The organism is Colwellia sp. 12G3 (genome assembly GCF_002836775.1).
Classification (GTDB): domain Bacteria; phylum Pseudomonadota; class Gammaproteobacteria; order Enterobacterales; family Alteromonadaceae; genus Colwellia.
On the sequence record NZ_PJAQ01000066.1, the window covers coordinates 626715 to 653267 of the forward strand.

Genomic DNA, 26553 nt, shown 5'->3' on the forward strand with positions numbered 1-26553 from the left:
CTTGAATAAATAAACTATTAAGCAGTCTACAAAAAATGCTTTGTTTAGCATAGCGCTAGTTACACATTAACCATAAAAAGGTGTAAAAAAAGCGGGTTTGTAAATATTGCATAAGTTATTAAAAAAAAATCTTTATAGAGTTTTGGAGCAAGTGGGGGATTATATTTACAAAAAGTAAAAAATTATTATGGAATAAATGTTTGATTAAGTATATTCTTTTGGCATAAGAACGTTACAAATTTCGCATTTATTAATGCAACTTGAGTATTTATATGAAATTACAGCAACTGCGCTATATCGTTGAAGTATTAAACAACAACCTAAACGTTTCTGCCACGGCAGATAGCTTATTTACTTCGCAACCAGGTATTTCTAAACAGGTGAGAATGCTTGAAGATGAGTTAGGCATTCAAATTTTTGGACGTAGTGGTAAACATTTAACACACGTCACAGAAGCTGGCCAAGATGTTATAGACATTGCGACACAAATACTGTCAAAAGTTGAAGGCATTAAAGCCGTTGCTCGAGAGCATACTCAGCCAGATGAAGGTAAATTACGTATTGCTACTACTCATACCCAAGCTCGTTATGCATTACCTAATGTTATTCAGGGCTTTATTAAGCGCTATAGTAAAGTTTCATTACATATGTCTCAAGGAACGCCGGCACAGATAAGTGATGCGGCCGCTAAAGGTGATGCAGACTTCGCCATTGCCACTGAATCATTACACTTGTATAACGACTTGGTAATGCTCCCTTGTTATCACTGGAATCGAAGTATTATTGTTCGTCCGGATCACCCTTTGGCTAAAAAGCAAAATATAACGATAAATGATATTGCAAAGTATTCACTTGTTACTTACGTTTTTGGTTTTACAGGTCGTTCTGAGCTCGATGCTGCGTTTGATGCCGCTGGAGCAAAACCTAAAATTGCTTTCACAGCCACCGATGCTGACGTAATTAAAACTTATGTTCGTTTAGGTGTTGGTGTTGGGGTCATTGCCTCAATGGCAATTGATCCGTGTATTGATAGTGATCTTGTAGTGATTGATGCTAGTCACTTATTTAATGCCAGTACAACTAAAATTGGTTTTAGACGTGGTAGTTTCTTGCGTGCCTACATGTATGATTTTATTGAGCGTTTTGCACCTCATTTAACCAAAGATATTGTTACTCGTGCTATGTTATTAAAGAATAACCATGAGGTTGATGAGTTTTTGAAGGATATCGAACTACCGACAAGATAAATAATTTGGGTCGTTATTACAAACTACTCATTAGAACACCAAGCCCCAAGTAGATATTCTATTTAGGGCTTTTTTGTAATTCTTTCATTCTTAACCCTACAATACCAATTGTACTAATTAATTGCCTATCTTCAAATGGTCCAAATCTAAATCTAAATCTAAATCTACAGCTTCTGCGTTGCGTTCAATCCCAATAGCCCGCTATTGCTCAATCACACACCTTGAATCTGAAGATTTATCCTCATTGAATTTTGATCACTAATACCAAGTTGATTAAGTTCTTTCCCGCTCAGCGAGAATTAAAAGGCTTAGAGGCAAGGCATTGATTGAAGAGAATGGTTATTCCCTTATCAAAATCAATAACGCAGCATGTAAACCTTTTAAACTCGAACTCTGGGAGCTTTCTCGATGTTCACTAACATCGTTAAGTTTATTTGATTTAGAATGACTAAACCGAAACAAATTTGCCTTGTTATTGAACATCGAGCAGAGCTCTGAGTTGGGAAGAAATTTAATCAAATTGGTATAAATTAATCCAAGTGGTATAACCTTGTAAATTTAGCTAGTAATGCTTCTTCATCTTCAACATTGTCTATATCTGGCTTCACGCAATCAATAGGGCAGACACTCACACAGGTGGGTTTTTCATAGTGGCCAACACATTCAGTACATTTATCTACATCAATTTCATAAATCTCAGCGCCAAGGGTAATGGCGCCATTGGGGCATTCAGGATCGCACATATCGCAATTGATGCATGAGTCTAATATTTTTAATGCCATATCATTTGTGACCTTCCATCAGCACCAATAGCTTAATCTTTTTGGTTTTGTATAAAGGGGTGGCGAGTTGTACCGCCTTCATCGAGGTAGCGCATGATAATCCCAAAAGATAGATCTAATTCAGTATCAAGTTCAATGGATACTTGGTGTCCAGAGCCTTTAGCATCGCTAATACTTTCACCGTTCTTACTGTTAATCATATTTATTAGGGTAAATGTTTGATTGCCAGCGGGTGTCATTAACTCAAGTTGGTCACCCGTAAGGAACTTATTTTTAACATCTATCTCTATGAGACCTGTGACTTTATTTCGTCCTAGCACTTCTCCAACAAATTGTTGAGTATCACTTTTTGAATAGCCATAATCATAGTTTTGCGTATCACTGTGGCGATGACGTTGTAAAAATCCTTCGGTATAACCACGGTGTGCTAGATGTTCTAAGTCAGTATTTAGACTTTGATTGAATGTTCTATCTGCCATGGCATCATTGATGGCTTGACCATAAACTTGTGCTGTTCTTGCACAGTAATAAAATGATTTTGTTCGACCTTCAATTTTAAGTGAGTGCACACCCATTTTAACCAAGCGCTCAACGTGCTCTACAGCGCGTAAATCTTTTGAGTTCATGATGTAAGTGCCATGTTCATCTTCAAATGCTGGCATATATTCACCTGGGCGGCCTTGCTCTTGCAGTAAAATGACATCATCGATAGGTTTTTGAGAGGGGATGACAATATCTTGCTCTGGCATATATATTTCAACGGACTCAGGTTTAACAGCAACAATATCACCTGTTTCTGTCTCTTTGGCTTCATGAGTATCATACTTCCAACGACAGGAGTTCGTGCAGGTTCCTTGATTTGGATCTCTTTTATTAATATAGCCTGAAAGTAAACAGCGACCAGAGTAAGCCATGCAAAGAGCGCCATGAACAAATACTTCTAATTCCATTTCAGGGCAATGAAATCTTATATCTTCAATTTCATCAAGGGATAATTCTCTTGATAATATTACCCTTTCTATTCCCTGTTGTTGCCAAAACTTTACTGTCGCCCAATTGACAGCGTTTGCTTGTACTGACAAGTGAATAGGCATATCAGGAAAGTTTTCTCTAGCCAGCATAATTAGGCCAGGATCAGACATGATTAATGCATCTGGCTTCATGGCAATAACAGGCGCTATATCTTTAAGAAAAGTTTTTAATTTACCGTTATGCGGAGCTATATTGTTAACTAGATAGAATTTCTTTCCTAATTGATGTGCTTCATTGATACCTATTTGAATATTTTCTAAGCTAAATTCGTTGTTTCTGACGCGTAATGAATAGCGTGGCTGGCCAGCATAAACAGCATCGGCGCCGTATGCAAAAGCATACCGCATGTTTTTTAAACTACCAGCAGGAGAAAGAAGTTCAGGTTTTATCATGAGATATCCAGAGTTATGGTGGAATGAAAAGGAAAAAAATTAGCGGCAAATTATACTCAATACCCACTGTTGTATCAGTTCAAATTAAGTTAAATATGATTCAGATCAATATTTACTTTCGCTTATATGGACAGGAGTATGTAAGGGGTTACAGGTAACCAATATACATCCTAGCTATTAGGTTGAAAAATATTGATAAAAAGCCTTTCTTTTATAAAAATGTGCTACTTTTAATAGTAAGCATAATAAAAATAAAGGTGAATTTATGGCAACTGAAAATGCCCTGTATACAATATTGACTGAAAAGATAAAGCAAGACACACTTGTACTTCCAACATTACCTGAGGTGGCTTTAAAAGTTCGGAGTGCTGCGGATGATCCTGATATTAATTTAAACCAAATGAGTGATATCATTGCTCAAGATCCAGCCTTGTCTTTAGGTATACTCAAAGTTGCCAATAATGCTATTTTGGGGCGCAGTATTAAAGTTGAAACTGTCCCACAAGCTGTAACTCGTATTGGCTTAAGACAGATTAAGAGTATTGCAACCGCAATGGCTATTGAGCAAGTATTCGTTTCACACAATGATGTCGTCACTATGTATATGAATAAGGCTTGGGTAAAAACTATTGATATTGCATCGGTGGCTATTAGCTTGATGAATTTATATTTAAAAGAGAATAAACGGACTTCACTATCGCTAGATACCATTACCTTAGCGGCATTAGTACATAATATAGGTGTTTTACCTATTTTAACTGAAGCAGAAAATCATCCTGATGTTTTTGCTAATCCTACTTTTCTACAGCAGGCTATTATTAAACTCTCTGGACGAGTGGGTGGTGCAATTACTCGTAGCTGGGGGTTTTCTGAGGACTTTACATTACTAGCTGAAAGTTGGAGTGATTTAACTATTTTACCTAAGGAAGTTCATTATTTAGACTTTATAAGAGCTGGTGCCATTTATCATAATGTCTTTAAAAATGAATCTACCAAGGAGGCATTATTAAATAATTATACGAAGAAAGGCATTTTACCTACAACTGATTACATGGATAGTGAAGAGTTTAAAGAGATGTGTGACTGCGTAAAAGCTATGTTTATTTAATAATAATTAAAGTTATCATAAAATAAACGTGTAATAAAAATGGCAACGTCGAGTTGCCATTTTTATTTAATGCTAAAATATAGAGTTTAATCTTTTTCTAAAAGGTCAGTCGTCTTCATCGAAAACTCAGCCAATAGTTCGATAATAAAACGATTTAACTCTCCCGACATTAGCGCGAAATCTGCGTCAAGTTTAGCAACTACGTCATCACTATCAATATCATCATTTTGTTCGTGAATAACATCAAAAAACTTCACTCTTTTTATTGCTAAATCATCACATAAAATGAATGATAACGATTCATCCCATTCTAGCGCTATTTTTACAACGTACTTATCGGCATCTAAATGCGCTTGAATCTCTTCACCTATTAGGTCTTGATTTTTTACCCTTACAACCGCGCCATCATCACCTAAAGCATTAAATTCGGCTTCCATACCTAAAGTAAACTTACCCCCTAAGCTTTTCTCTTTCAGCCAGTCAGTCATCGTTTCATCAGCACAAACGTCAGGTTCGAAACTGGTAACAGGTAAGGTACCAAGTACTTTACGCAATAACGCTAATAAATCTTCTGCTTTACCACGTGAGCTTGAATTGATAACGATAATATTATTAACAGGACTTATATATGCATGGGTATCTGTTATACGAGAAAAAGCACGAGGTAGTAATTCAAACGTTATGTCTTCTTTAAACTGTTCTTTTTCTTTTTTCGTAGCACCACGACCTTGCTCTAGTTCAAGCAAGTTGATTTTTTCTTCAACCATATCTTTAATTACGGAAGCAGGAAGCATTTTTTCTTCTTTGCGTGCACAAATTAAAAAGTTGCCGTTTGCACTATGAACGCTAGTATCGCCATGCTTCCCTAATGCATTGATCCAACCAAAGTGAGCAACTTCTGTAGAGCCTAGTGGAGTAAATAAGTGCTCAGATAAATGTTTTTCTAAGTCTTCCTCTGACCATTCAAATGGACGAGTAAAGGCAAAAAAGTAAAGGTTTTTAAACCACATAAGTAAATCCTAGGCTGATAAGGGAGTATTTTGGCGATTATCATACCTGAATTCTGATGTTAAGACAGCAGCTTTTAGCTATACCTCATGTCGGGTAACATCATGCGATAGCTTAAGCCTTCTCCTGATTCAGAGTAGGCGTCAATTGAACCATTAAGCGTATCAATAACTAAATTTTTAATTATGTGAGTTCCTAAACCCGTGCCCCCCTTATCTACCTGAGTGGTATAAAAAGGGTCAAACAATTTATCAAGTTGCTCTTTATTAATGCCGACACCATTATCTTTATAACATATCACTAACCTTTGTTGCTCTATACTCACATCTATATTAATCATTCCTCGGTTAATATTATGAAATCCATGGATAATAGAGTTAATAATTAAATTAATGATGATTTGGGCGATAGCGCCAGGATGTGTATAAATTTCAATATGTGAATCGCAACTAATTTTGACACAGTGATTGGTTTTTTTTAATTTTGGATGAATAGACTGGATTATCTCATCAAGATATTTAGCAATATTGATTAATCTCACTTTATCATTGGTTTGATCAACAGCAACCTGTTTAAAGCTGGTAATTAACTCAGCAGCTCTTTGTAAGTTACTTGATAGTAATTCGATACTTTGTTGAGCATTACCTATAAAATTGTCAATGGTGCGCTTTGATAGTTTCTGAGCACTGATGTCTTGCTGTAGTTTAGCGGTAATATCAGATAAATAGCTTATTGAAGTAATGCTAATACCTATAGGAGTATTTATTTCATGGGAAACTTCAGCACTGAGTTGCCCTAAAGAAGACATTTTTTCAGCCTCTAGTAGTCTATCTTGTGCTTTACTTAGCTCGATTATTGAGCTTTTCAAATCTTTATTGGTAGTAATTAATGTACTTTCAGTTTTACGGCGACGGTTATTCTCGTCTTCTAGCTGATGTTGCTGTTTTAGCATTTCTTTTTGCTGAACTTCCATTTTCAATAACGTTCTACTTAAAGTGGACGTTTTCCTTGCAACTTCCTGCTCAAGCAATAAATTCTGCTCATCTAGTTTGTCATTTGCTGAATTGGTTTCTCGTTGTGATAAAGCAAGTTTGTCTTTAAATTCAACAAGTTCATCAATGAGGTTGTTATAAGCATCTTCAAGGATATCAAGCTCATTTCTTTCATCGTTCATACTATGAAATTTGGACGCTTCGGGATCATGTAGATCAAGTCGCTTCATTTGAGCAGTTAGGTCTTGTAGGGGCTCGGTTAATAGTTTTGCAAAAGCCAATGAGAATAAGAATACCAAAAATGCTGTTTTTACAATGGCATTGCCTATCAGGAAATAAATTCCTACCTCAATACGGCTAAAAATAACATCATTGCTTGAGAGTAAAGTGACAGTTCCAACGGTGGTAGTTCGCCCTGAAAACTCAAATATTAGCGGAAAAGAGTGACCGAATAATCCATCGCTTAGCGAACTGATACTTTGATGCTCATTATAGGTTTTTTGAGAATCGAGTGAAGGTAGCGTAAGTACTTCACCAAGCTGAGTGATAACATTATTCGCTTCATCTGTTACGGTTATCCCCTGTATCATAGGGATAGCTATTAAACCTTCAGAAATATCAACAGCTTGTTGAGTGTTTAGCTCCCAAACAGCACGTGTTAAGCTACCACTAATGGTTTTTTGTAAGGTGAGAAGTTCACTATTGATATGGCTTTTAGTATTAAAATATTCAGCAATAATTTGAACGCCAGTAACACTGACAGTTAAAATAAAATAAACAGAAAGTACTCTTGTTAGCAGCTTACGCGATATGCTGGTTATTTTCATATCAGTTATCTTTTAGGTAATTTGTAGGAACTTATTGTTAATTCTAGTAAATCATTTATAAAATGCGCGAAAATAATTATATAGTCTAAAATCATAAGAATTATTATATTAACCCAATTAAACATCATTTTAAATAAATAGATATTATGACATTCGTAGGTGTTTTTTATGAATATAATCTTACGACTGTCACAAAGTTGTAATAAATATCTAGTAAAGTACCCTTATTAACAATATTACACATAATTTAAAATTTACTTATTTAGGAATACTTATGAAATTGGTTAAAAGCTGTATTGCAATGACGGTCTGTTCTTTATTTTCAGCGTCAATAGTTGCCGCGGAACAAGCCCCTATCAAAACACAAAATACAGAAGTTGCTGATTTTTACGGTAAATTAAATATTTCATTGCAGGCATCAGATGAAGGGGATGGCTCATTTAATGAATTGAAAAGTAATGCTTCTCGTGTTGGTGTTAAAGGTGCATACAAACTTGATACTGATTATGGATTAACGGCTATTTACAAGCTTGAATGGCAAGTTAATGTTGATGATGATTCAAAGGGATCGTTGACTGCTCGTAACCAATGGGTTGGCGTTAAAGGCAGTTTTGGTGAAGTTACTGTTGGTCGATCAGATACTACGTTAAAGGTATCACAAGGTAAGTTTGATTTGTTTAATGATTATGAAGGCGATTTGAAAAACCTCTTTATTGGTGAAAACCGTGTTACTGATGCATTAACCTATAAATCACCGAGCTTTAATCATGTGAAGTTTTTGGCGAGTTATATCCTTTCTGAAGATAAAAATTTGAGTGACCCATTTTCTGTGGGTGTACAATTTGGTGATACTAGCTTAAAGAAAACTAACTTTTTTGTGTCACTTGCTCACGATGAGAATATGCAAGGAAAAAATGCCATTTACCAAACAACACGTTTAGTTGGTATGTACAAAATAGGTAATGTACGTATTGGCGGTATTTTAACGGAAAGTGAAGTTAGTGGCGTTTTTGATAATGCATATATTGATTATGTTGGTAGTAGTGAAAATGGTTATGCCGCCAATGTTTCATATAAAATGGGTAAGGTATTAGCTAAAGTCCAGTATCAAGAATTTGCAGGTGCTGATGCGATAAGTATTGGTGCGGATTATAAATTAGGTAAGTCCACAAAAGTTTTTGCTTGGTATACCGACCGCGAAGGTTTGAGCTTTAATGAACAGACAATCAAAAAAGCAACAGAAGGTACTTACTTTGCTATCGGCATGGAACAAAAATTCTAATCGTTACCTCTATATTTAATATTTAATTCAAACAAGCCGTTAATCTCCTCTGGATTAGCGGTTTTTTTATATGCGTATACTTGCTAAAGCGATAAGCTTGCTTGATAATTTCACTTTTGTCATAAAACTGTCACTAAACTTCTGCACAATAACTTATCAAGTGTAATTTTTTGTTAATATTTACTTTATAAACAGTAGATTCCATCAGTTATTCATATTATTAGGATGTATTCATGAGTAGAAAAATTTTAGTCGTTGAGGATGAGACTCCTATCAGGGAGATGATAAGTTTTGTATTAGATCAAAATGGTTTTAATGCGATTGAAGCTAGTGATATTGATCAAGCATTAGCTAAAATACATGAACCTTATCCTGATTTAATATTACTCGATTGGATGTTACCTGGCGGGACAGGCGTTGCGTTAGCAAAAAAACTGAAGCAAAGTGAGTACACTCGTAATATCCCAATTATTATGCTGACAGCCCGAAGTGATGAAGATGATAAAGTAAAAGGTTTTGAAGCAGGAGTCGATGACTATGTTACGAAACCTTTTTCGCCTAAAGAACTTATTGCTCGTATTAAGGCGGTTATCCGCCGTGTTTCTCCAACATCCCTTGAAGAAGAGGTCGATTTTCATGGATTAAAACTTGACCCTGTTGCTCATCGTGTTGCGATAAATGGTAATAGCTTAGATTTAGGTCCAACAGAGTTTCGTTTATTGCATTTTTTCATGACACATACAGAGAGAGTCTATTCACGAGAACAGTTACTTGATAATGTTTGGGGCACAAATATTTATGTTGAAGACCGAACTGTTGATGTTCACATCAGACGTTTGCGTAAAGCCATTTCTGGCGAAGGACACGACGACTTTGTGCAAACCGTCCGAGGCGCTGGATATCGCTTTTCAAGTAAATTAAAAAAAGTAAGTTCACTGTAACTATTTCTCTGTTGGAATTTAATTAGACAAGTATGCATTTTCGTTTATCTTTTATAAATATTATTTATCGTTTACTGGGCTTATTAGTTGCTAGTGCTTTTGTTGGCTGGTTATTCGATTATGTTTTGGTAACCATGCTTGCTACCAGTATATTTTTATTGGTTTGGCATTATCACTATTTATTTAAACTGATTAATTGGATTTGGCAATCGAAGGCGCTATCACCTCCTCAAGCAAAGGGGCTGTGGGGATATTTATATGACGGTTTGTATCGACAAGTTAAGCTACAGCGAAATAAGCAAAAGCAATTAAATGAAAGGATCCGGCGTTTTCGAGATGGGGCTGAAGCACTTCCAGATGCGGCATTGATGTTATCTGAGGAACTTACCATTGAGTGGGGTAATAAAAAAGCACAGCGACTTCTCGGTGTTCGTTGGCCAGATGATTTTGGTTTGCGTATAGATAATTTAATTAGAGCGCCCGAATTTACAGATTATTTAGCACTCGAGAACTTTGAGTCTCCTTGCTTGTTATTGTCTCCGATTCACTCCGATGTGCAACTTGAAATTCGTCTTATGGCGTATGGAAGCGATCATGTCTTACTTTTGGCAAGAGATATATCTAACCTTCAGCGTTTAGAAGACATGCGCCGTGATTTTGTAGCGAATGTCTCACATGAATTAAAAACACCTTTAACCGTAGTACGTGGATATGTTGAAATGATTCAAGCTTCACAGGAAGTATTTGATCCTCATTGGCAAAAAGCATTTAAAACGATTGAAGGTCAAGTCTCTCGTATGGATCGTTTAGTTGAACAATTACTTAATTTAGCTAAAGTTGAGAATAATAGTGATGACGAGAAGCAATGCGTCAATATGGCACAATTGATTCGTACATTAGTTGATGAAGTTACTTGGCTTAACCAAGAAAAACAGCACGAAATTAGCCTTGATATTTCCACAGATGTATATGTATTGGGCTCTGAAACTGAATTAAAGAGTGCTTGTGCTAACCTTTTATCAAATGCAATTGCTTATACTCCACCTAAGGGCTGTATTGTCGTGAGTTGGCAGTTGATGGACAATAAAGCTGTTTTTTCAGTCAAGGATAACGGTGATGGCATTAAACCTGAGCATGTTAACCGCTTAACTGAGCGTTTTTATCGTATAGATAGGTCTCGCTCTAGAGATACCGGAGGATCAGGTCTAGGGTTAGCAATAGTAAAGCATGTATTACATCACCACCAAGCTGAATTGGTTATTAATAGCCACTGGGGGCAGGGAAGTGAATTCTCAATCTATTTTGACCCGAGCTCCCTATCAGATACCGCACATTAGAAATAACCAACCTTATTTTTCGTCATAATTCTGTCATAAAACATCCATATAACTGTCATGTTCACTTTGTATAGTATCAGTAATTAAACAGTTCAAACTCTTATCGGAGATAACCATGAGTTTAAAGAAAGTTATAAGTATTATTAGTTTATCAAGTCTAATTTGTTTTTCAGCTGCAGCGCTTGATGAAAACCTACCTGAGTATAAAAAAGTTAGCGGTATTTCAGGTAATGTCTCTTCTGTAGGCTCTGACACCTTAGCAAATATGATGACTTTTTGGGCAGAAGACTTTAAACGTACTTACCCAAATGTGAATGTACAAATTCAAGCAGCAGGTTCATCTACTGCTCCACCAGCATTAACAGAAGCAACATCTAATCTTGGACCTATGAGTCGTAAGATGAAATCTCGCGAAATTGAAGCCTTTCAAAAAAGATATGGCTATAAACCTACGCAAGTAAGAGTAGCAATTGATGCCTTAGCTGTTTTTGTTCATAAAGATAACCCATTAGAAGGCTTAACAATTGCACAAGTTGATGCCGTTTTTTCTAATAATCGCAAATGTGGCGCTGATAAAAACATTGACCGTTGGGGAGATCTTGGTTTAACCGGTGTTTGGACAGGAAAAGATGTGCAATTATACGGTCGAAATTCTGTATCGGGTACCTACGGTTATTTTAAAAAGAAAGCGTTATGTAAAGGTGATTTTAAAAATAGTGTAAATGAACAGCCTGGTTCAGCATCCGTAGTACAATCGGTGTCTGCCTCACTAAATGGTATAGGTTACTCGGGGATAGGTTATAGAACTTCTGGAGTACGCGCTCTACCATTAGCTAAAAAAGGCACAACCTATATTGAAGCTAATATGGAAAATGCTATTTCAGGTAAATATCCGCTATCACGCTATTTATATGTTTATGTTAACAAGCACCCAAATAAAGCACTTCCCCCTATGGAAGCTGAATTTTTGAAAATGATTCTTTCTAAATCAGGTCAAGAAATCGTTGAAAAAGATGGTTACATACCACTGCCAAGTGAAGTCGTTGCCAAAGAAATCAAAAAATTAGGTTTATAATTTTATAAACATTAATATCTTTTAATAGGGCTAGCTTTAACTTTAGCTAGCCCTATTCATTTCATATCCCTTCCTCTACTTTACCGTACCCTTTTAATTCATATTCAGTTGTGCCAGTAAAACAACATCAGTTAAACTATGTATAATTAATTAGTTTCACTGGTATAATGATAGACAGAATTTGTTGTCGCATATTATGAAGGAAAGGTATGGAAATTATTTTAGCAAACCCTCGTGGTTTTTGTGCGGGTGTTGATAGAGCCATTAGTATTGTAGAACGCGCTTTAGATTTATTTGGCGCCCCTATCTATGTGCGTCATGAAGTTGTTCATAATAAGTTTGTAGTCGATGGCCTAAAAGAGCGTGGTGCTATTTTTGTTGATGAGCTTGATGAAGTTCCTGATGATAATACCGTTATCTTCAGTGCGCATGGTGTATCTAAAGCTGTCAGACAAGAAGCTAAATCTAGAGCATTAAAAGTGTTTGACGCAACTTGCCCATTGGTAACAAAAGTTCATATGGAAGTTTCTCGAGTTAGCCGTAAGGATATTGAGTGTATTCTCATTGGCCATGCAGGGCATCCTGAAGTTGAAGGCACTATGGGGCAGTATAGTAGTGATTCTGCGGGTATTTACTTAGTTGAATCACCTGAAGATGTGGATAATTTAGTTGTGAAAAATCCAGGGAAACTGTACTTTTGTAGCCAAACCACATTATCTGTCGATGATACTATGGATGTAATATCGGCTCTGCAAGCTAAATTTCCATTGATTGAAGGGCCACGTAAAGATGATATTTGCTATGCCACTCAAAACCGTCAAGACGCTGTTCGCGAAATAGCTGATAAAGTTGATCTTATGTTGGTTGTTGGCGCAAAAAATAGCTCTAACTCTAATCGACTTAAAGAATTAGCCAGTAAAATGGGGGTTACCTCTTATCTAATTGATACCGCAGAAAATATTGAAAGTGATTGGTTAACAGGAGTTAATAAAGTAGGCGTAACCGCCGGAGCTTCAGCACCAGCAGTGCTAATAAAGCAAGTTGTTGAAGCACTAAAAACCTATGGTGGTCATCAGGTTATAGAACATCCGGGTAAAGAAGAGAGCATAGTATTTGCAGTACCCGTTGAATTGCGCTAGTCTTAATTAATCAGCAGAAAGTTAAAATAACTCGTTATGTTAACACCCTCTTGCAAAGTTATTGAGCATGGTGTTAATGTACAGTTGTCGGTTGAGTTGTGTTATTAGTTAAACTTGAACTGTGAGTAGTCGCTGTAAACATTAAAATAATAATGATGAAGTGTTAGGATACTACTCTTAATAGGTTATGCTGATTTTTTTATGTCAGTATAGTTATGTTATAACCATGGAAATGGTAGGGTAGTAGTGTTATGCAGGTAAAATTTAGAGCAAACCAAAACCTCTTCAGTTTTCTCACAAAAAACGTTCATCGACTTCTAGTATCTTTTTGTTATTTCCCCTCGTTGAATCTTTCTCATCGCTTGTTTAATAATAGCAAAATTCTATCTCTTTCATTTTTTATTGAAATTTTTCAATTTTATTATTTTTCTAATCGACATTACCAATTAGATATTTCTGTTACCAGGAGGTATTGTGAATTTTAACTTAAATTACCAAGTAAAAGCATTTTGTACGATGAAGTACAAACGTGGTTTTACCTTGATAGAATTACTCATCAGTATATCAATTGTATCAATTTTGTTGGCTGTAGGCTTGCCAAGTTTTACTGATGATTTTGATAAAAAGAAATTAATTACAGCCTCTGAACAGCTATATAGTCACCTTCAACAAGCTCGAATAGAATCGATTTCTCGTTCTAATAGTATAACCTTGGTTTTTGCTGGAACAACTACTTGGCAATATGGCTATAGAGAAGGAATACTTGCATGTGATCCAACTAAAACATCACCTACTGCTGATGCTACTGCTTGTATGGTAGTTATTAATGATGGTGATGCGATTATCGATGGTTTAAATGGTGGTGTTGATAATGATGATAAAGTGTTAAAGCGCTTTACCAATAGTCAATTTCCGGAAGTCAGCATGTCTCGTTCTGGTTTTACTAACGCCGTTAACGCTAATCAAATAACGTTTAACCCTCTGCGAGGCATTTCAGATTCAGGTAAAATTACTTTCTCTTCCGGTGCTTTTAAATTAAGAGTTGACGTGACTGCTTTGGGTCTGATTAAGGTTTGTGATCCTGATGGATCTGGTGGGTTTCATAATGTATCGAGTTGTTAATGAAAATTAAATTAATAAAGAGTAATCGATCTTTAGGTTTTACCTTAATTGAATTGATGGTCTCCCTTGTTTTGGGGCTTATAGTCATTTCTGGTTTGATCAGTGTTTATGTTGCCACTGTAGTTAGCAGCAGCGATACTTTAGCTATGAGTAAGGTATCGCAGCAAACGTCAGCGTTAATGAATATTATCACCAATGATGTCCGACGTGCAGGTTACTGGGGGCAAGGTGTTACACCATTAGCAACTTATATTGATAGAGATGCAGCAACTAACCCTTTTAGTACTAATGCTGTCACTGCATTAGGGCTGATTAATAATATTGCGGGAAATGCGCTGATCACTGGCAATGGCGTCGCAACAGGTGAGTGCTTAGTTTATACCTATGATACCGATGAAGATGGTGTACTTGGTGATGCAGATATTGTGGGTTTTCGACTAAATGGCACTATTGCTCAAATGAGGCGAGTTGGAAATGCGGCTTTAGCAACTCAAGTAAGTTGTACAGCGGGTACGTGGGAAGACCTTACTGACGGTGATCTTATTTCAGTAGATACCTTAACGTTTAGTTTAGCAAGCTCCGTTTGTATTAATACTAACGAGCCTGATGGCGTGGGTGCTGATGATGACGTCGAAGCTGATTGTTATACCACTCCTGCTACCGCTGGTAATATAACAGTAGAAACGTTGCAAATAAACATAAGTATTGAAGCCTCCTTAGTGAGTGATAGTGAAGTTAAGGTGCAAATGAACCAAATTGTTAGGGTAAGGAATGATAGGGTGAGAGTATGGTAATTAAATCACACCAATATAAAGAGCAGCCTCGTAAAGTAGTAATATTTTCTGGCGGTAAACCTGTTGGTAATCAGCGTGGCGCTATAGTTATCTCGTTATCAATAATCTTTTTGTTACTAACAACGTTTGTTACCTTATATAGCACTAAGGCTATTTTGTTAGAGCAGAAAATAGTTAATAATCAAACCCGCTCTGCACTTGCCTTTGAAGCGGCTGAGTTTGGTCTATCAACCGCTGTTCAGTATATTTCTGATGGTATTGATCGAGATGATGATACTAATATAGATCCTATATTTGCTCCTGCTGCGGCTGTTGCTCCAGCTGTTCTGGGTGTTGGTACCACTAACACCTCGCTGGTAGGTACAGTGGTAGGTAAACAACAAAGTGTTACCGTAACTATTACCGATATTACTACGGCGCCTGATACTTTTTTTGCTTTTAGAATTGTCTCTCAAGGTTTTAGTGATGACAGTAGTGCCACTAGAACTATCACCCAAGTAATTAGAGTGGTTGATGCGCTTCCTAATGTACCAGATAACCCCTTAACTGCGAGGGGCACTGTAGATATTGCTGGCTCTGCTACAGTAATTAATCCTGAGGGAACGAGTAGTATTTGGAGTGGCGGTGATGTTGAACTCGGCGCTAATAACTCTGTTTCAACTGAGGTTGCTGATCCAAGTGATGCGAATTACCCTTTATGTATGGATACTCCTATGAAGTGTAATACAGTAAGCACATCGAATAAAGTGACAGTCGGCTTAGATATCATTGAGCATGATAGTAATTTGGCTAATTTAACAGCAGAGAAGATGTTTGAAAATTTTTTCGGTATGACACCTGCTGCCTATAAAGCATCAACAGTTACCATGGATTTAGCTGGAGGTTCAGATTTTGGTGCGGCGCATTTAGCGACGAACGAAGTGATTTGGTATGATGGTGATGCTGATATCAATGGTGGCACGGTTGGATGTACTGTTGCTGTAACGGGTGGAAATATTTGTGATGTAGCAAATGAAGACCCATCTATTGTTATTATTGATGGTAATGCAGATATGAAAGGTGGCCCTCATTTTTATGGCATCGTTTTTGTTATGGGTAATGTCACTCTAAGTGGTAATTCTACTGTGCATGGCGCGATGATTGTAGCTGGCGAAAGCAATACTACGGGTAGTTTAAATATTTGGTATAATTCAAGGTTACTAAGTAACACGCGAGATAATGGTGGTTTTTCTGCTGCTTCCGGAGCATGGAAAGATTTTTAAAGAGGTATCAAGGTATGATAGTTACAAACGATAAACAACGTGGCGTTGGTTTAATTGAAGTTTTGGTTTCTCTGGTTATTTTGGCGGTAGGTTTATTATCAGTTGCCACGTTACATACGAGTATTATTGGTAATAGTAATGATAATAAAGCTAAAAATGAGGCAATAATTATTGCTCAGTCACGTATTGAAGCATTACGTAATTTTAGTAATGGTATCAATACGACAGATGAATTTGAAGCCGCATTTGTAGTAGTTGATAAAGGTAACAGCACAAATATTACGGGTATTAATGCCGCTTTTACGCGTACAGAATCTATTGCTGATGCTAACAGTGCCAAAAGTATTACTGTTTATGTTAAGTGGAACGACAATCATAGCGATGCTCAAGAAGTATCGATCGATTCCTCAATCGCTTGGCAAAAACCTCGTTCTGTTGGTGATTTATCAAGTGAAGCTTCTGAACCGTTAATTCCATCGGCAACGGGTAGAGCGAGGTTAGGTGACGGCACTCTGACCCTAGCAGAGTTGAATGCAGCAATAACCACGGGTGCAGCAAAAGCGACGGATGATGGGATGTTCTTATATGATAGTTTAGATGGTCAATATCGTCTTGTTGATAAAGACCGCACTATTGTATTAACCTTAATCGATGCCTGTGATTTAGCGGGTGGAAACTGTACAGATTTTGTTAAAATTTCAGGTCGAGTATATATAGATAATGCTACGCAGAGCAGTTTAACTACGGGAGATGTGTTTATTCAAGCATCGGATGCTGCTTTTTGTCAGCAGTATTATTTAGATAGCGATGGTAACGCTCAAGAGTTACTTCCCGTTGCGAATAGTGATATGAAAACACCAAACAATGATTATACTTATTACAATTACACTTGTTATTTAGGCGGTGGGTGGCATGGCAATATAGGTATTATTTTAAGTGGTGGCATCACACAAAAGGATAAAGTTTGTCAAGGAGACCCAACCTCTTTGGACGCTTTTGCTGATCCCGTAATAGCAGCACGACGTGTATACCGAGGAATGCTGCACAAGGAAGATGGAAATGGCGATATTATAGTTGATGCTAATCAGCAGCCTATTTATTATTCGATTGGTGTTGCAGATGCCTTAGTATTACCTGCTGCTGGTGATGCGGGTCATGATTTTATTATTAGCTCCCTTAATATAAATGACACAGAGGGGTTTAAATGTAAGTCGGAAGGTATTATGGTACGTGACGATAGTTATTATAGCCGTGCTGACCTAGAATATAATACTCCGCCAGGTACTACGCCAGGTAAACTGTTCGAAGGCATCCCGACCGACTTTTTTTGTTTAAATCAAAACGCTGACTATATTGACAGCTTTGATGATACTGTGTTTTCAATGGATGCTAGTTGCCCATTTGATCCAAGCGATCCGCCATCTATACGTCACGTTATCTCAGGAAAAGTGTTAGTAAATACTGACCTTTCTATTGATAGTGACATAGCAGCCATAACGGTTAATACCTCTGATGGTAGCGGTAATTGTGTTATTGCAGCATTCACTAAACCGAGTAGCACTCAGTACTCTCTATCGTATAAATGTGATGTATATGATTGGGGAACTGGATGGGATGGTTATATTCAATTAAATACTGATTATAGTATTATGGCTTGTGACCATTATAGGGAAGCATATAACACCATTACTAATGATATTAGTGCAGGTGATAATATCTGTAATATCGGTGATGTATTAACAGTTACTGGTGCTGTTGTTGTTAATGGTACTAAAGTTTTAACTAGCGCAACAACAGATGATAATGGTGGGCAATGTGTAGTAGCAAGTGATGGGGCTAGTTATGCCTGTAATAGCGATTTGTTAGCCACAGGTGTGCAGTGGTCAGGTAGATTAACTTTTCAAACTAATGGCAGTAAACTTTGTATTAGCGATCCTGTATTACCGGTTGGCTCGGTAGGAACATTTGCAATAGTCGATGGTGCTTCTAGTACAGCCTGGATTGACTTAATGAACGTCGATAAAGGTAATTTAGTACTAGCATTGGAAGTTATTCAAAATAATGGTAATTGTCCTTAATTAAATTAGTGGGAGTAGGTGATTGAAAAACAAAGGTTTTACTTTGATAGAGGTAATGATAGTTGTTGCTATTGTCGGTATTTTAGCCGCTATAGCCTTGCCTTCTTTTCAAGACTCAATGCGGGCAGCAAAACGCTCAGATGCAATATCGGCATCTTTATCACTACAACTTGCCCAGGCTAAGTTTAGGGGGAATTGTTCGCTTTACGCTGATACTTTAGCTGGAGCAAGTAATAATTGTGCTACCCAAACTATTAAACATGCTTCAGCAAGTTCAGATGGTTACTATGTGTTAACGCTTTCTGGGGTTACGGGAAATGCGTTTGTAATTACAGCAACAGCACAAGGGGCTCAAGCTTATGACACAGTCTGTAAATTCATGGTAATTACTACGAATGCTAGTAACCCTGATGGTTTAAAAACACCTGCAATTTGTTGGGACTAGCTGACATGCTTAGTTTTTATTGTTTTTAAATAAAATTAAGAATAACAGGATTTATAATATACTTGCTGAATCTCGACAGTGCTATATAGCGTATTAAATTAACGATATATAGCATCGATTCTGGAACTATATTTTTAAAGCTCACCACTAAATTCTGCTAGGGCTGATATATTCAATGGAATATATCAGCCCTAGCACTTCAATTCCCCGTGAAATCCTGCACTTTGAATGGTATATGTATATCATCTTTAGCTATGCCTATTCGCTTAATGGTTATATTTAACAGCCTTAAGCAACGTTGCCGATCTCTTTTATACTCAGAATTGTCCCAAGTCATAATTCATTTGCTAGTGTAAATAAAGCCATTACAGGATTATCCAGTAAAATAGGTGTAACCTCATATTTAATTGATACCGATGCAGATATTGAAATTGACTGGGTAAAGGTGTCAACAAAGTAGCGGTAAACGCAGGATTTTCAGTACCAGTAGTGTTAATAAAATAAATATTTGAAGTTATAAAAACCCTGGAGTTCATCAGGTTATAGAGTATACAGGCAAAGAAGAGAGCATCGTATTTGCAATTTAATTGAATTGCGCTAGTCTTAATTCATCAGAAAAATTTAAATAATCTGTTACGTTAACACCCTATAGCAAAGGGAATAAGCATGGTGTTAATGTACAGTTTACAGTTGTCGGTTTAGTTGTATTGTCCGCATTTGTTTTATGCTAACTATATAATTCTTAGGGTTTTAGTAGGTTGTTTTTTTCTAAAATCGTCGGTAGTCGCTGTATACATAAAAAATAATGATAACGTGTTAAAAGTTTACTCTTAGTGAGTTGTGCTGCTTATGCATATAAAGAGACTTATTTGTTTCTAACTATATACTCAGTATAACTAATGATAACCATGGAACGGTAGGGTAGTTAAATTATGTTAGTCAAACAATTGTTAGTTTATTCTTTGTTACCCCTCTATTTATCCCTCTATTTACATCGAAGGTAGGGCATTCCCTGCTAATTTTCAGACCTCTTTCTTAATTTTAAATCGTCAATAAGCTTTCTCATTCATTGCGTTTTTAGAAATTAAGCGTCCTGTCTTCACTTTTAGATAAGTGAACAATTAACCAATGGACTACTTTTTATGTGTAACTTAAACAACAAGCTCTTTTCTTTTAATACCCAGCAAGGGATGACATTTATTGAAGTTATCGTTGCCTTCGTTATCATTGTTACTGGGATTTTAGGGGCTGTTGCCATGCAAGCCACAGCCAAGCAGGGTAGTTTTGATGCTATGCAGCGTTCACTTGCTTCAAGCTTGGCGCAGGATATTGTTGCTAGAATGAGAGCGCATGCACCTTCTTTAAATCCAAATTTAGCTTTAATTACTTATGCACGAACCGATTATGGTGCAGGGTTAGATGCTGTTCCGACAAATAGATGCTCCGGAGTCACTACCTGCACAGCTGCAGAGATGGCGGCTAATGATATATTTGAATGGGAACGGGCTCTAATGGGAGCTGATACCACTGCGGGTGCAACAAATGTTGGCGGTTTAGTTGGCGGCAGAGGCTGTATTACACAAAATGGTAATGCTTACACAGTCGTTGTAAGTTGGCAGGGGAGAACAGAGACAGTTGATGCTGGAACTGGTGATGACGCTTGTGGGATAAACGGAAGAAAGCGACGCCAAGTTGTTGTCCAAGCTTTTATTTTTTAGATGAGGGTGTTAATGAATAATTCTAATCAAATATACAAACCAATATCAAAGCGAACGAAGGCAAGCAAGTCTTTAAAAGGCTTTACTTTGGTAGAGTTAATGATTTCATTGGCTATCGGCTTAATATTATTCTCTGGTGTAATGAGTATCTTTGTAGGTATGAGAACAACAACTGCAGAAACCTCAAGCTATGGAGAACTCCAAGAAAATGGCCGCTTTGCTATAAGCGTGTTAACTGATGATTTATTAAATCAAAACCTTTGGGGGGATTATCCTGGTACTTTTGGAATAGCCAATTTAACTAAGATTCCAGCAGCTCCAGGCAATGATTGTGTCGGGGGAGGTGTTAATAATGCAACATTCCCGTTAGCCGTAGGTCACTTTAGAACGCTTTGGGGACAAACACTTACGGCTGCTCAACCAAATCCACTTGGTTGCTTTCCAACAAGAAGTAAAATTAGCGTTGGATCTGACGTTATTCAAATAAAGCGAGTGATTGCAAACCCCTTAACCGTACTAAGTGCGGGTAATTATTATTTAACAACTAATACTGTTACTGGGGGGATATTCCCATTTGGCGGTGCAACCCCTGTACTCGATAATGCTCGTACGTGGAAATATCAGCATCATGTTTACTATGTCAGAGATGAAACTGTTGGTAATAATGTAGTGCCCGTGCTAATGCAAGGTCGCCTTGCTAATTTCAGAATGGGCTTCGCTCCTGTTGTTGATGGTATTGAAGTAATTCGGTTTATGTATGGTATAGGTCCTGAATCAACAGGAGTTGTTTCTCGATTTGTCTCTGCATCTACTATGGATGAGGTCTTATGGGATAATGCTGTAGGCACACGAATTTTGGCGGTCAAGATATATGTCTTAGCGCGCAGTATTTTTCCTGATAATAAATATCAAAATACCAATACCTATCAGCTTGGTAATTTGGCGTTGCCCGTAAATGATAATTTTCGCCGTTTGCTCTTTAGTTCGACGGTAACCTTATATAATGCGAGTGTTGACTCATGGTAAAAACTAACAACATCAAAAGGCAGATTAATCAATCCCCTCATGGTTTAAGTCAAAGAGGAAATACACAGCGTGGTGTTGTGTTGGTAATCTCATTGGTGTTTCTTGTGGCGTTAACCGCAGTAGCAACTGCATTGATGTTAAATACTACTATTGATATGAAAATGTCAGGAGCAAGCGAGTCAAAAGTTGTTGCTAATGAAGAGGCTTTTGGCGCAACCAATGAACTTATATTTCGTCAAATCAAACCAGCGCATGGTGAAAGAAACAATTTTGTTTTACCTATTGTTACCTTTGCAAATAGTAATATAAATGTATTACCTGCTTTAGTGCAGAGTAATATTCACAATGATGTTACTTCAGCAACAATCGGCTTAGGGAATAATGACTTTGTGTTAGAGACCGATTGCCCTCATTCGAGATCGGCCTCTTCAACTCAGGTGTTTAGTTGTAACGTACTTAGAGTGCAAGTAAGAAAAGAATATGGGCGAAAAAAAAATAGTACAGTCCAAGTTAATGCGGGGGTCGTTCAGCAATTATTGCGATGATATTGCAATTATTTAGTAATTGTTTAGTAATTGTTTAGTAATAGTACAGGGATGTATAGAGATATATAAGGATGTAAAATGAATAAGTTTCTATCAAGAAGTTTACTGGCAATAGCACTTGCTTGTGTATCTAACATAACCTTAAGTGAAGATATTGAACTTTATATCAGCGAAAAGGTTAGTAAGGGAACTGAGAAAGCGACCGAATTATTAAAAGAAACGGCAAGGCAAGATCAAGGGATATTATTTACTGCAAAAAACGGCCCTCAATTAGCACATGCGATAACCGGTATTATAAATCACCTACCACCGTTCACAAGTCGTTTAACTTCAGCCTCAGTAGCAGCAAACAACTTAAATAGAGCACAAACCTTAGACTCAGTATATTTTTCATTATTTGAGCCTAAGATTGGTGCTAGATGGGAAGGTAATTTGAAAAAATATAAAGCTAAGGCTGGCGAAGTTGTAGGTTATGGAAGTGATAATAGCGTCTGCGGAGATGAAAAAACCGATTCTCCAGTTTGGGATGTCGCTTCATGGTTTACCGATGATAAAACTACAGCACGGACATTTTTTATGGATGCAGGTGTCGGACCCTTAGTCACCTTTAACCGCACTAACCTTGAAACAGCTTTTAAAGGCGCCACAGGTTTAGCGACTGAGTTAGGTGTTGTTGGCCTCCTTAATGATGAAGGGGAATCTATAGAGAGGGCAGCTATCGACCAGCAAATTAGTTGGGCAAAAGGCATTGATGTTGATGATGAGGATAATGATAAAAGCATACTAGACATGCGCAAAGATACCTTTGCTGATCCATTGCACTCAAAACCTTTAGTTGTTAATTATGGTTCAACCCATGGTATTCGAGTTGTTGTTGGTACTAACGCCGGTGCGTTGCATATGTTTGAAGATAAAGGCGACAGCGTAACGGAAAACTGGGTTTTTATGCCAAAAGAATTAGTTCATAACATTAAAGCACTACGTGATAATTACACTTCAGTCAAAAAGGTTTATGGGATCGATGGTAAAATTACTTTGCACCTCAATGATATAAAAGGTGATGGTAAGATTGATGGTGAAGATACAGCCTGGCTATTTTTTGGCTTAAGGCGAGGTGGCGACTCATATTACGGGGTAGATATTACCGACCCAACAGCCCCTAAGTTAATGTGGCGTATTGATAACACTATTTCCGGCTTTGAAGAGTTAGGGCAGTCTTGGTCACAACCTAAAGTTGGCTATTCAAAGTTGAATACGTCAGGCAATACTGCTAGCCCAGTCTTATTTATTGGTGGTGGTTATGATACCAATAAAGATTACTTAGGTGTGGGCTCCAGAGATGAAAAGGGTAGAGCAATTTACATGATGGATGCTAAAACAGGCGCTCTTTTATGGAGTATGGCACCGACTGATGCAACGACTATATTTCCTGGTACAGATAGTGTTCCTTCGACCATTGGTTTATTAGATAGCTCTGGTGATGGTTTAGTTGATCGGTTATATGTTGGAGACACGGGCGGAAATGTCTGGCGTGTGGACATGCCAGGTAGCGATAAAACAAAATTTTCAGTCTTCAAGTTAGCAAGTTTCGGTAGTGAAACCGATAGTTTGAATGATCAACGATTTTTTTATGAACCTACCATAGTGCGTACCTTTATTTCAGAAACAGTGGAAACTACGGTAAGTGATGGCGCGAGTGGCACTGAAACTATGTCAGTTCATCAGGAAGTTCCTTATGATGCTGTGCTCATTGGCTCAGGAGATAGGTCTAATCCACTTGGCAAGGATACAAGTGATACGCTTTACATGATCAAGGATAGTCATATAGTGTCACAGACCTTCTCTGCAAGCTCGGTTCCGCCGACACCAACAGCGTTTACTAAAACTAATTTGTATAATTATACTAATAATCCATTTAGTCAAACTATGACAACGCAAGAAGAAGATACATTACAAATTGCTGTTAGTAACCAATCTGGTTGGTATCTCGATTTATTACAAAGCGGAGAGAAGAATAGTGCAGCAGGACTTGTTATTAATGGTATAGCTTACTTCACTACTTTCACCCCAGCAGTACTTAGTGATTCAGTGGATTGTATGTCCCCGGAAGGAAATGGCAACCTCTATGCTGTGGACCTTGCACTGGGGATTAGTAAGCACTTATTTAAAGTAAATGCACGTGATAACGATGATAGGGTGATTAAGGTAAATGATGGATGGTTAGGCTCTCCTACCTTGATTGTTTTACCAGAAGATGATGGCAAGGGAGATCTCATTGTTGGCGACGCAATTATCACTGTTGGTTTTAATTTATCTACTTCGCGGACTTATCTTTACCGCACTGAACAACAATAATGATTAACGTACTGACAAATCGTGGTTTTACCTTGATTGAGTTAATGATAGCTGTAGCAATTGTAGGCATTTTGGCAGCAGTTGCTTACCCTTCATACAATGACTTTGTTTTACGCTCAAATCGCGCTGAAGCACAACGGGAGTTAATGCGCCTTGCTAACTTGCAAGAACAACGATTTGTTGATTGGCGCGCTTATACTGCAGATTTGACAACCTTAGGCATGGATGCTAATCCGTATATCACACCGTCAGGAAAATACAGTATTGCTTCTGTTAGTGCCGATGGCACAGCATTTACTTTAACGGCGACAGCTATAAATGGCCAAGAAAATGATAGGAATTGCCTCGCATTAACCATAGATGAAGTAGGGCATAACGGTGGAACTTCAAGTCATTGTTGGGAGCAATAAAATGACAACACATACATAATACTTTCAATCACTTTAGTTACATTTGTCTTTTAGCCGTTCATTTACAGCTAAAGAAAAGCAGCAACAAAAGCCTATTGAAAGTGAAAGAATGTGTCAAATCCACAGAGCAATTCAGCACAAACCTTGCAAAAAATAAATTAATTAGTTGCAAGGTAGTTCAATCCATACTTGTAGTAGATGAAAAAGCACCTTATCAAACTCAATATTATAAGTTTGATAAGGTGCTTTTTATTACAATGAATATAATATAAAACCAACAGTTATCGTTTGTTTTTTGACTAATTAAATAATTAAAGCTACTAAAAAACATTACAGGTTAGTCATTTAGGGGCAAACTACATTAGTACCTGCTTTATCTTGATCCCTACCATCACCATATGAAGTTTTTGTTTGGGTATATATGGCATTACATTACTTAAATTTCACCGCTTGGAACACTAGTAGGACTGATATGTTCAATAGGGTAACAACCTAGTACCTTAATGAAATTAGTGTGAGGGGTTATGTCGTTAATGGCCTCTTGTAAAGCAAAACTCTTTAAATTAGCTTCTACATCAATATAAAACATTTCTTCCCAAGGTCGTCCTTGAATAGGTCGAGACTCAAGCTTACACATGTTAATACCTTTATCTTTAAGTACTAACAAGCACTCAACTAAAGCTCCTGCTTTTTGACCTGTAGATAAAATTATTGCTGTTTTGGCAGGTATTTGTTCTGCCACGTCAACGGCTTTGCGAGCAACTAAAATAAAGCGTGAATGGTTTTCAGTTTGATTGGCAATAGATTGCTCTAATGCATGTAACTGATAAAGCTGACCGCCTTCTTCGCTACCTATTACCGCTATGGTATCGTCTTGTAATTCAGCCACTTTAGCCATGGCATCGGCAGTGCTATCGCAATATTCAATACGAATACCACTTTGCTTATCTAAGAAGTTACTACATTGTGCGAACGGCTGTCCGTGAGCATAAATCGTTTTTATTTTGTCTAAGCTGGTGTTTACCGAAGTTAATAGGCAATGCTCTATTGGCTGAGTTATTTCACCCACGATTGATAGGTTAGTATGCTGAAGTAAGTCATAAACTTCGTTAATGCTACCTGAACTGGTGTTTTCGATGGGTAACATGCCGTAATCAACTTGGCCTGATTCGACTTGTTGTAGTATTTCATTAAAACTTTGGCAACCCGACTCTATAATTTTTTCAGCGCGGCGTGAAAAATATCGATGACTAGCAAGGTAGCTATATGAACCCTTATCACCTAAGAATGCGACACTTACCGTTGGTATTTGAATATCAGGGTTCGCTAAACTCTGTAAGTAAGCTTGCTGGTTTAATACCGAGTCTTCAATAATGGTTTGAAAGATACTGGTAACATAGTGAGCATCTAAGCTTAAGCTTTTACCATGTTTTATTAAGCGTATTAAAAGCTCTTGTTCGCGTTGTTGGTCACGAATAGGGCGAATTTGTTGTACTTTACTCTTCGCAACCTTAAGTGTTAACGCGCGACGTTTAGCAAACAAAGCTAATAAATCTTGATCTAAAAGCGTAATTTCTTGGCGTATTTCATTTAAATCTAACTTTTCGCTCACTTGTTTACCTTTTTATGGTTAATT

At 37.3% G+C, this 26553-nt stretch carries 22 protein-coding genes; 17 read left to right on the forward strand and 5 right to left on the reverse strand.

Going from position 1 to position 26553, the window contains the following annotated elements; translation table 11 throughout:
- Nucleotides 1–272: 272 nt before the first annotated feature.
- On the forward strand, nt 273–1247 hold the full coding sequence (gene cysB, locus CXF71_RS17065; RefSeq protein ID WP_101234123.1) for an HTH-type transcriptional regulator CysB: 975 nt from the start codon (nt 273–275) through the stop codon (nt 1245–1247).
- A 530-nt stretch (nt 1248–1777) separates the two neighbouring features.
- On the opposite strand, the gene CXF71_RS17070 is transcribed toward cysB, so the two are convergent.
- Nucleotides 1778–2029 carry a YfhL family 4Fe-4S dicluster ferredoxin gene (locus tag CXF71_RS17070; protein WP_101234124.1) on the reverse strand — a complete coding sequence of 84 codons (252 nt, stop codon included), beginning with the start codon at nt 2027–2029 and terminating at the stop codon, nt 1778–1780.
- A 32-nt stretch (nt 2030–2061) separates the two neighbouring features.
- On the reverse strand, nt 2062–3453 hold the full coding sequence (trhP, locus tag CXF71_RS17075) for a prephenate-dependent tRNA uridine(34) hydroxylase TrhP (RefSeq protein WP_101234125.1): 1392 nt from the start codon (nt 3451–3453) through the stop codon (nt 2062–2064).
- A 265-nt stretch (nt 3454–3718) separates the two neighbouring features.
- On the opposite strand from trhP, the gene CXF71_RS17080 reads away from it, so the two are divergent.
- The gene (locus CXF71_RS17080; RefSeq protein WP_101234126.1) at nt 3719–4561 is read left to right on the forward strand and encodes an HDOD domain-containing protein; all 843 of its coding nucleotides are present in this window, start codon (nt 3719–3721) and stop codon (nt 4559–4561) included.
- An 86-nt stretch (nt 4562–4647) separates the two neighbouring features.
- On the opposite strand, the gene rdgC is transcribed toward CXF71_RS17080, so the two are convergent.
- Together rdgC and CXF71_RS17090 are read right to left on the reverse strand one after the other, a co-directional pair.
- Nucleotides 4648–5571, reverse strand: a complete 924-nt coding sequence (gene rdgC, locus CXF71_RS17085) for a recombination-associated protein RdgC (RefSeq protein WP_101234127.1) — start codon at nt 5569–5571, stop codon at nt 4648–4650.
- A 74-nt stretch (nt 5572–5645) separates the two neighbouring features.
- The gene (locus CXF71_RS17090) at nt 5646–7388 is read right to left on the reverse strand and encodes a sensor histidine kinase (protein ID WP_101234128.1); all 1743 of its coding nucleotides are present in this window, start codon (nt 7386–7388) and stop codon (nt 5646–5648) included.
- Nucleotides 7389–7662: 274 nt separating this feature from the next.
- On the opposite strand from CXF71_RS17090, the gene CXF71_RS17095 reads away from it, so the two are divergent.
- The 15 genes from CXF71_RS17095 (at nt 7663) to CXF71_RS17165 (ending at nt 24917) form a co-directional block, all read left to right on the forward strand.
- On the forward strand, nt 7663–8670 hold the full coding sequence (locus CXF71_RS17095) for a porin (protein WP_101234129.1): 1008 nt from the start codon (nt 7663–7665) through the stop codon (nt 8668–8670).
- A gap of 233 nt (nt 8671–8903) precedes the next feature.
- The gene (gene phoB / locus CXF71_RS17100) at nt 8904–9611 is read left to right on the forward strand and encodes a phosphate regulon transcriptional regulator PhoB (protein ID WP_101234130.1); all 708 of its coding nucleotides are present in this window, start codon (nt 8904–8906) and stop codon (nt 9609–9611) included.
- A 32-nt stretch (nt 9612–9643) separates the two neighbouring features.
- Nucleotides 9644–10948: a phosphate regulon sensor histidine kinase PhoR gene (phoR, locus tag CXF71_RS17105; protein ID WP_101234131.1), complete on the forward strand. Its 1305-nt coding sequence runs from the start codon at nt 9644–9646 to the stop codon at nt 10946–10948.
- 115 nt (nt 10949–11063) lie between these two features.
- Nucleotides 11064–12023 (forward strand): PstS family phosphate ABC transporter substrate-binding protein, encoded by a 960-nt coding sequence (locus CXF71_RS17110; protein WP_101234132.1) that lies wholly within the window; start codon nt 11064–11066, stop codon nt 12021–12023.
- A gap of 209 nt (nt 12024–12232) precedes the next feature.
- Nucleotides 12233–13162, forward strand: coding sequence for a 4-hydroxy-3-methylbut-2-enyl diphosphate reductase (ispH, locus tag CXF71_RS17115; RefSeq protein WP_101234133.1), 930 nt, complete (start codon nt 12233–12235; stop codon nt 13160–13162).
- 474 nt (nt 13163–13636) lie between these two features.
- The gene (locus CXF71_RS17120) at nt 13637–14284 is read left to right on the forward strand and encodes a GspH/FimT family pseudopilin (RefSeq protein ID WP_101234134.1); all 648 of its coding nucleotides are present in this window, start codon (nt 13637–13639) and stop codon (nt 14282–14284) included.
- Entirely contained in the window at nt 14284–15078 is a 795-nt protein-coding gene (locus tag CXF71_RS17125) for a PilW family protein (protein WP_101234135.1), read from the forward strand. Before CXF71_RS17120 ends, CXF71_RS17125 begins: the two co-directional genes overlap by 1 nt.
- Entirely contained in the window at nt 15072–16340 is a 1269-nt protein-coding gene (locus CXF71_RS17130) for a pilus assembly PilX family protein (RefSeq protein WP_101234136.1), read from the forward strand. The genes CXF71_RS17125 and CXF71_RS17130 overlap by 7 nt, the downstream gene beginning before the upstream one ends.
- A gap of 14 nt (nt 16341–16354) precedes the next feature.
- Nucleotides 16355–18418, forward strand: a complete 2064-nt coding sequence (locus tag CXF71_RS17135) for a type IV pilus modification PilV family protein (RefSeq protein ID WP_157826783.1) — start codon at nt 16355–16357, stop codon at nt 18416–18418.
- Nucleotides 18419–18440: 22 nt separating this feature from the next.
- Nucleotides 18441–18863, forward strand: a complete 423-nt coding sequence (locus tag CXF71_RS17140; RefSeq protein WP_101234138.1) for a type IV pilin protein — start codon at nt 18441–18443, stop codon at nt 18861–18863.
- A 1142-nt stretch (nt 18864–20005) separates the two neighbouring features.
- Nucleotides 20006–20581, forward strand: coding sequence for a type IV pilus modification protein PilV (gene pilV, locus CXF71_RS17145; protein WP_101234139.1), 576 nt, complete (start codon nt 20006–20008; stop codon nt 20579–20581).
- A gap of 12 nt (nt 20582–20593) precedes the next feature.
- Entirely contained in the window at nt 20594–21607 is a 1014-nt protein-coding gene (locus CXF71_RS17150; RefSeq protein ID WP_101234140.1) for a PilW family protein, read from the forward strand.
- Nucleotides 21601–22152 (forward strand): pilus assembly PilX family protein, encoded by a 552-nt coding sequence (locus CXF71_RS17155; RefSeq protein ID WP_101234141.1) that lies wholly within the window; start codon nt 21601–21603, stop codon nt 22150–22152. Before CXF71_RS17150 ends, CXF71_RS17155 begins: the two co-directional genes overlap by 7 nt.
- A gap of 78 nt (nt 22153–22230) precedes the next feature.
- The gene (locus tag CXF71_RS17160) at nt 22231–24507 is read left to right on the forward strand and encodes a pilus assembly protein (protein ID WP_101234142.1); all 2277 of its coding nucleotides are present in this window, start codon (nt 22231–22233) and stop codon (nt 24505–24507) included.
- Complete coding sequence (locus CXF71_RS17165; protein ID WP_101234143.1) at nt 24507–24917, forward strand: type IV pilin protein; 411 nt, start codon at nt 24507–24509, stop codon at nt 24915–24917. The genes CXF71_RS17160 and CXF71_RS17165 overlap by 1 nt, the downstream gene beginning before the upstream one ends.
- A gap of 436 nt (nt 24918–25353) precedes the next feature.
- Here CXF71_RS17165 and pheA read toward each other — a convergent pair whose 3' ends face one another.
- The gene (pheA, locus tag CXF71_RS17170) at nt 25354–26529 is read right to left on the reverse strand and encodes a prephenate dehydratase (RefSeq protein WP_101234144.1); all 1176 of its coding nucleotides are present in this window, start codon (nt 26527–26529) and stop codon (nt 25354–25356) included.
- Nucleotides 26530–26553: the final 24 nt, after the last annotated feature.

Coding starts and splice junctions, on each gene's coding strand:
- cysB (WP_101234123.1), top strand. CDS start 273: ATGAAATTACAGCAACTGCGCTATATCGTTGAAGTATTAAACAACAAC.
- CXF71_RS17070 (WP_101234124.1), bottom strand. CDS start 2,029: ATGGCATTAAAAATATTAGACTCATGCATCAATTGCGATATGTGCGAT.
- trhP (WP_101234125.1), bottom strand. CDS start 3,453: ATGATAAAACCTGAACTTCTTTCTCCTGCTGGTAGTTTAAAAAACATG.
- CXF71_RS17080 (WP_101234126.1), top strand. CDS start 3,719: ATGGCAACTGAAAATGCCCTGTATACAATATTGACTGAAAAGATAAAG.
- rdgC (WP_101234127.1), bottom strand. CDS start 5,571: ATGTGGTTTAAAAACCTTTACTTTTTTGCCTTTACTCGTCCATTTGAA.
- CXF71_RS17090 (WP_101234128.1), bottom strand. CDS start 7,388: ATGAAAATAACCAGCATATCGCGTAAGCTGCTAACAAGAGTACTTTCT.
- CXF71_RS17095 (WP_101234129.1), top strand. CDS start 7,663: ATGAAATTGGTTAAAAGCTGTATTGCAATGACGGTCTGTTCTTTATTT.
- phoB (WP_101234130.1), top strand. CDS start 8,904: ATGAGTAGAAAAATTTTAGTCGTTGAGGATGAGACTCCTATCAGGGAG.
- phoR (WP_101234131.1), top strand. CDS start 9,644: ATGCATTTTCGTTTATCTTTTATAAATATTATTTATCGTTTACTGGGC.
- CXF71_RS17110 (WP_101234132.1), top strand. CDS start 11,064: ATGAGTTTAAAGAAAGTTATAAGTATTATTAGTTTATCAAGTCTAATT.
- ispH (WP_101234133.1), top strand. CDS start 12,233: ATGGAAATTATTTTAGCAAACCCTCGTGGTTTTTGTGCGGGTGTTGAT.
- CXF71_RS17125 (WP_101234135.1), top strand. CDS start 14,284: ATGAAAATTAAATTAATAAAGAGTAATCGATCTTTAGGTTTTACCTTA.
- CXF71_RS17130 (WP_101234136.1), top strand. CDS start 15,072: ATGGTAATTAAATCACACCAATATAAAGAGCAGCCTCGTAAAGTAGTA.
- CXF71_RS17135 (WP_157826783.1), top strand. CDS start 16,355: ATGATAGTTACAAACGATAAACAACGTGGCGTTGGTTTAATTGAAGTT.
- pilV (WP_101234139.1), top strand. CDS start 20,006: ATGTGTAACTTAAACAACAAGCTCTTTTCTTTTAATACCCAGCAAGGG.
- CXF71_RS17150 (WP_101234140.1), top strand. CDS start 20,594: ATGAATAATTCTAATCAAATATACAAACCAATATCAAAGCGAACGAAG.
- CXF71_RS17155 (WP_101234141.1), top strand. CDS start 21,601: ATGGTAAAAACTAACAACATCAAAAGGCAGATTAATCAATCCCCTCAT.
- CXF71_RS17160 (WP_101234142.1), top strand. CDS start 22,231: ATGAATAAGTTTCTATCAAGAAGTTTACTGGCAATAGCACTTGCTTGT.
- CXF71_RS17165 (WP_101234143.1), top strand. CDS start 24,507: ATGATTAACGTACTGACAAATCGTGGTTTTACCTTGATTGAGTTAATG.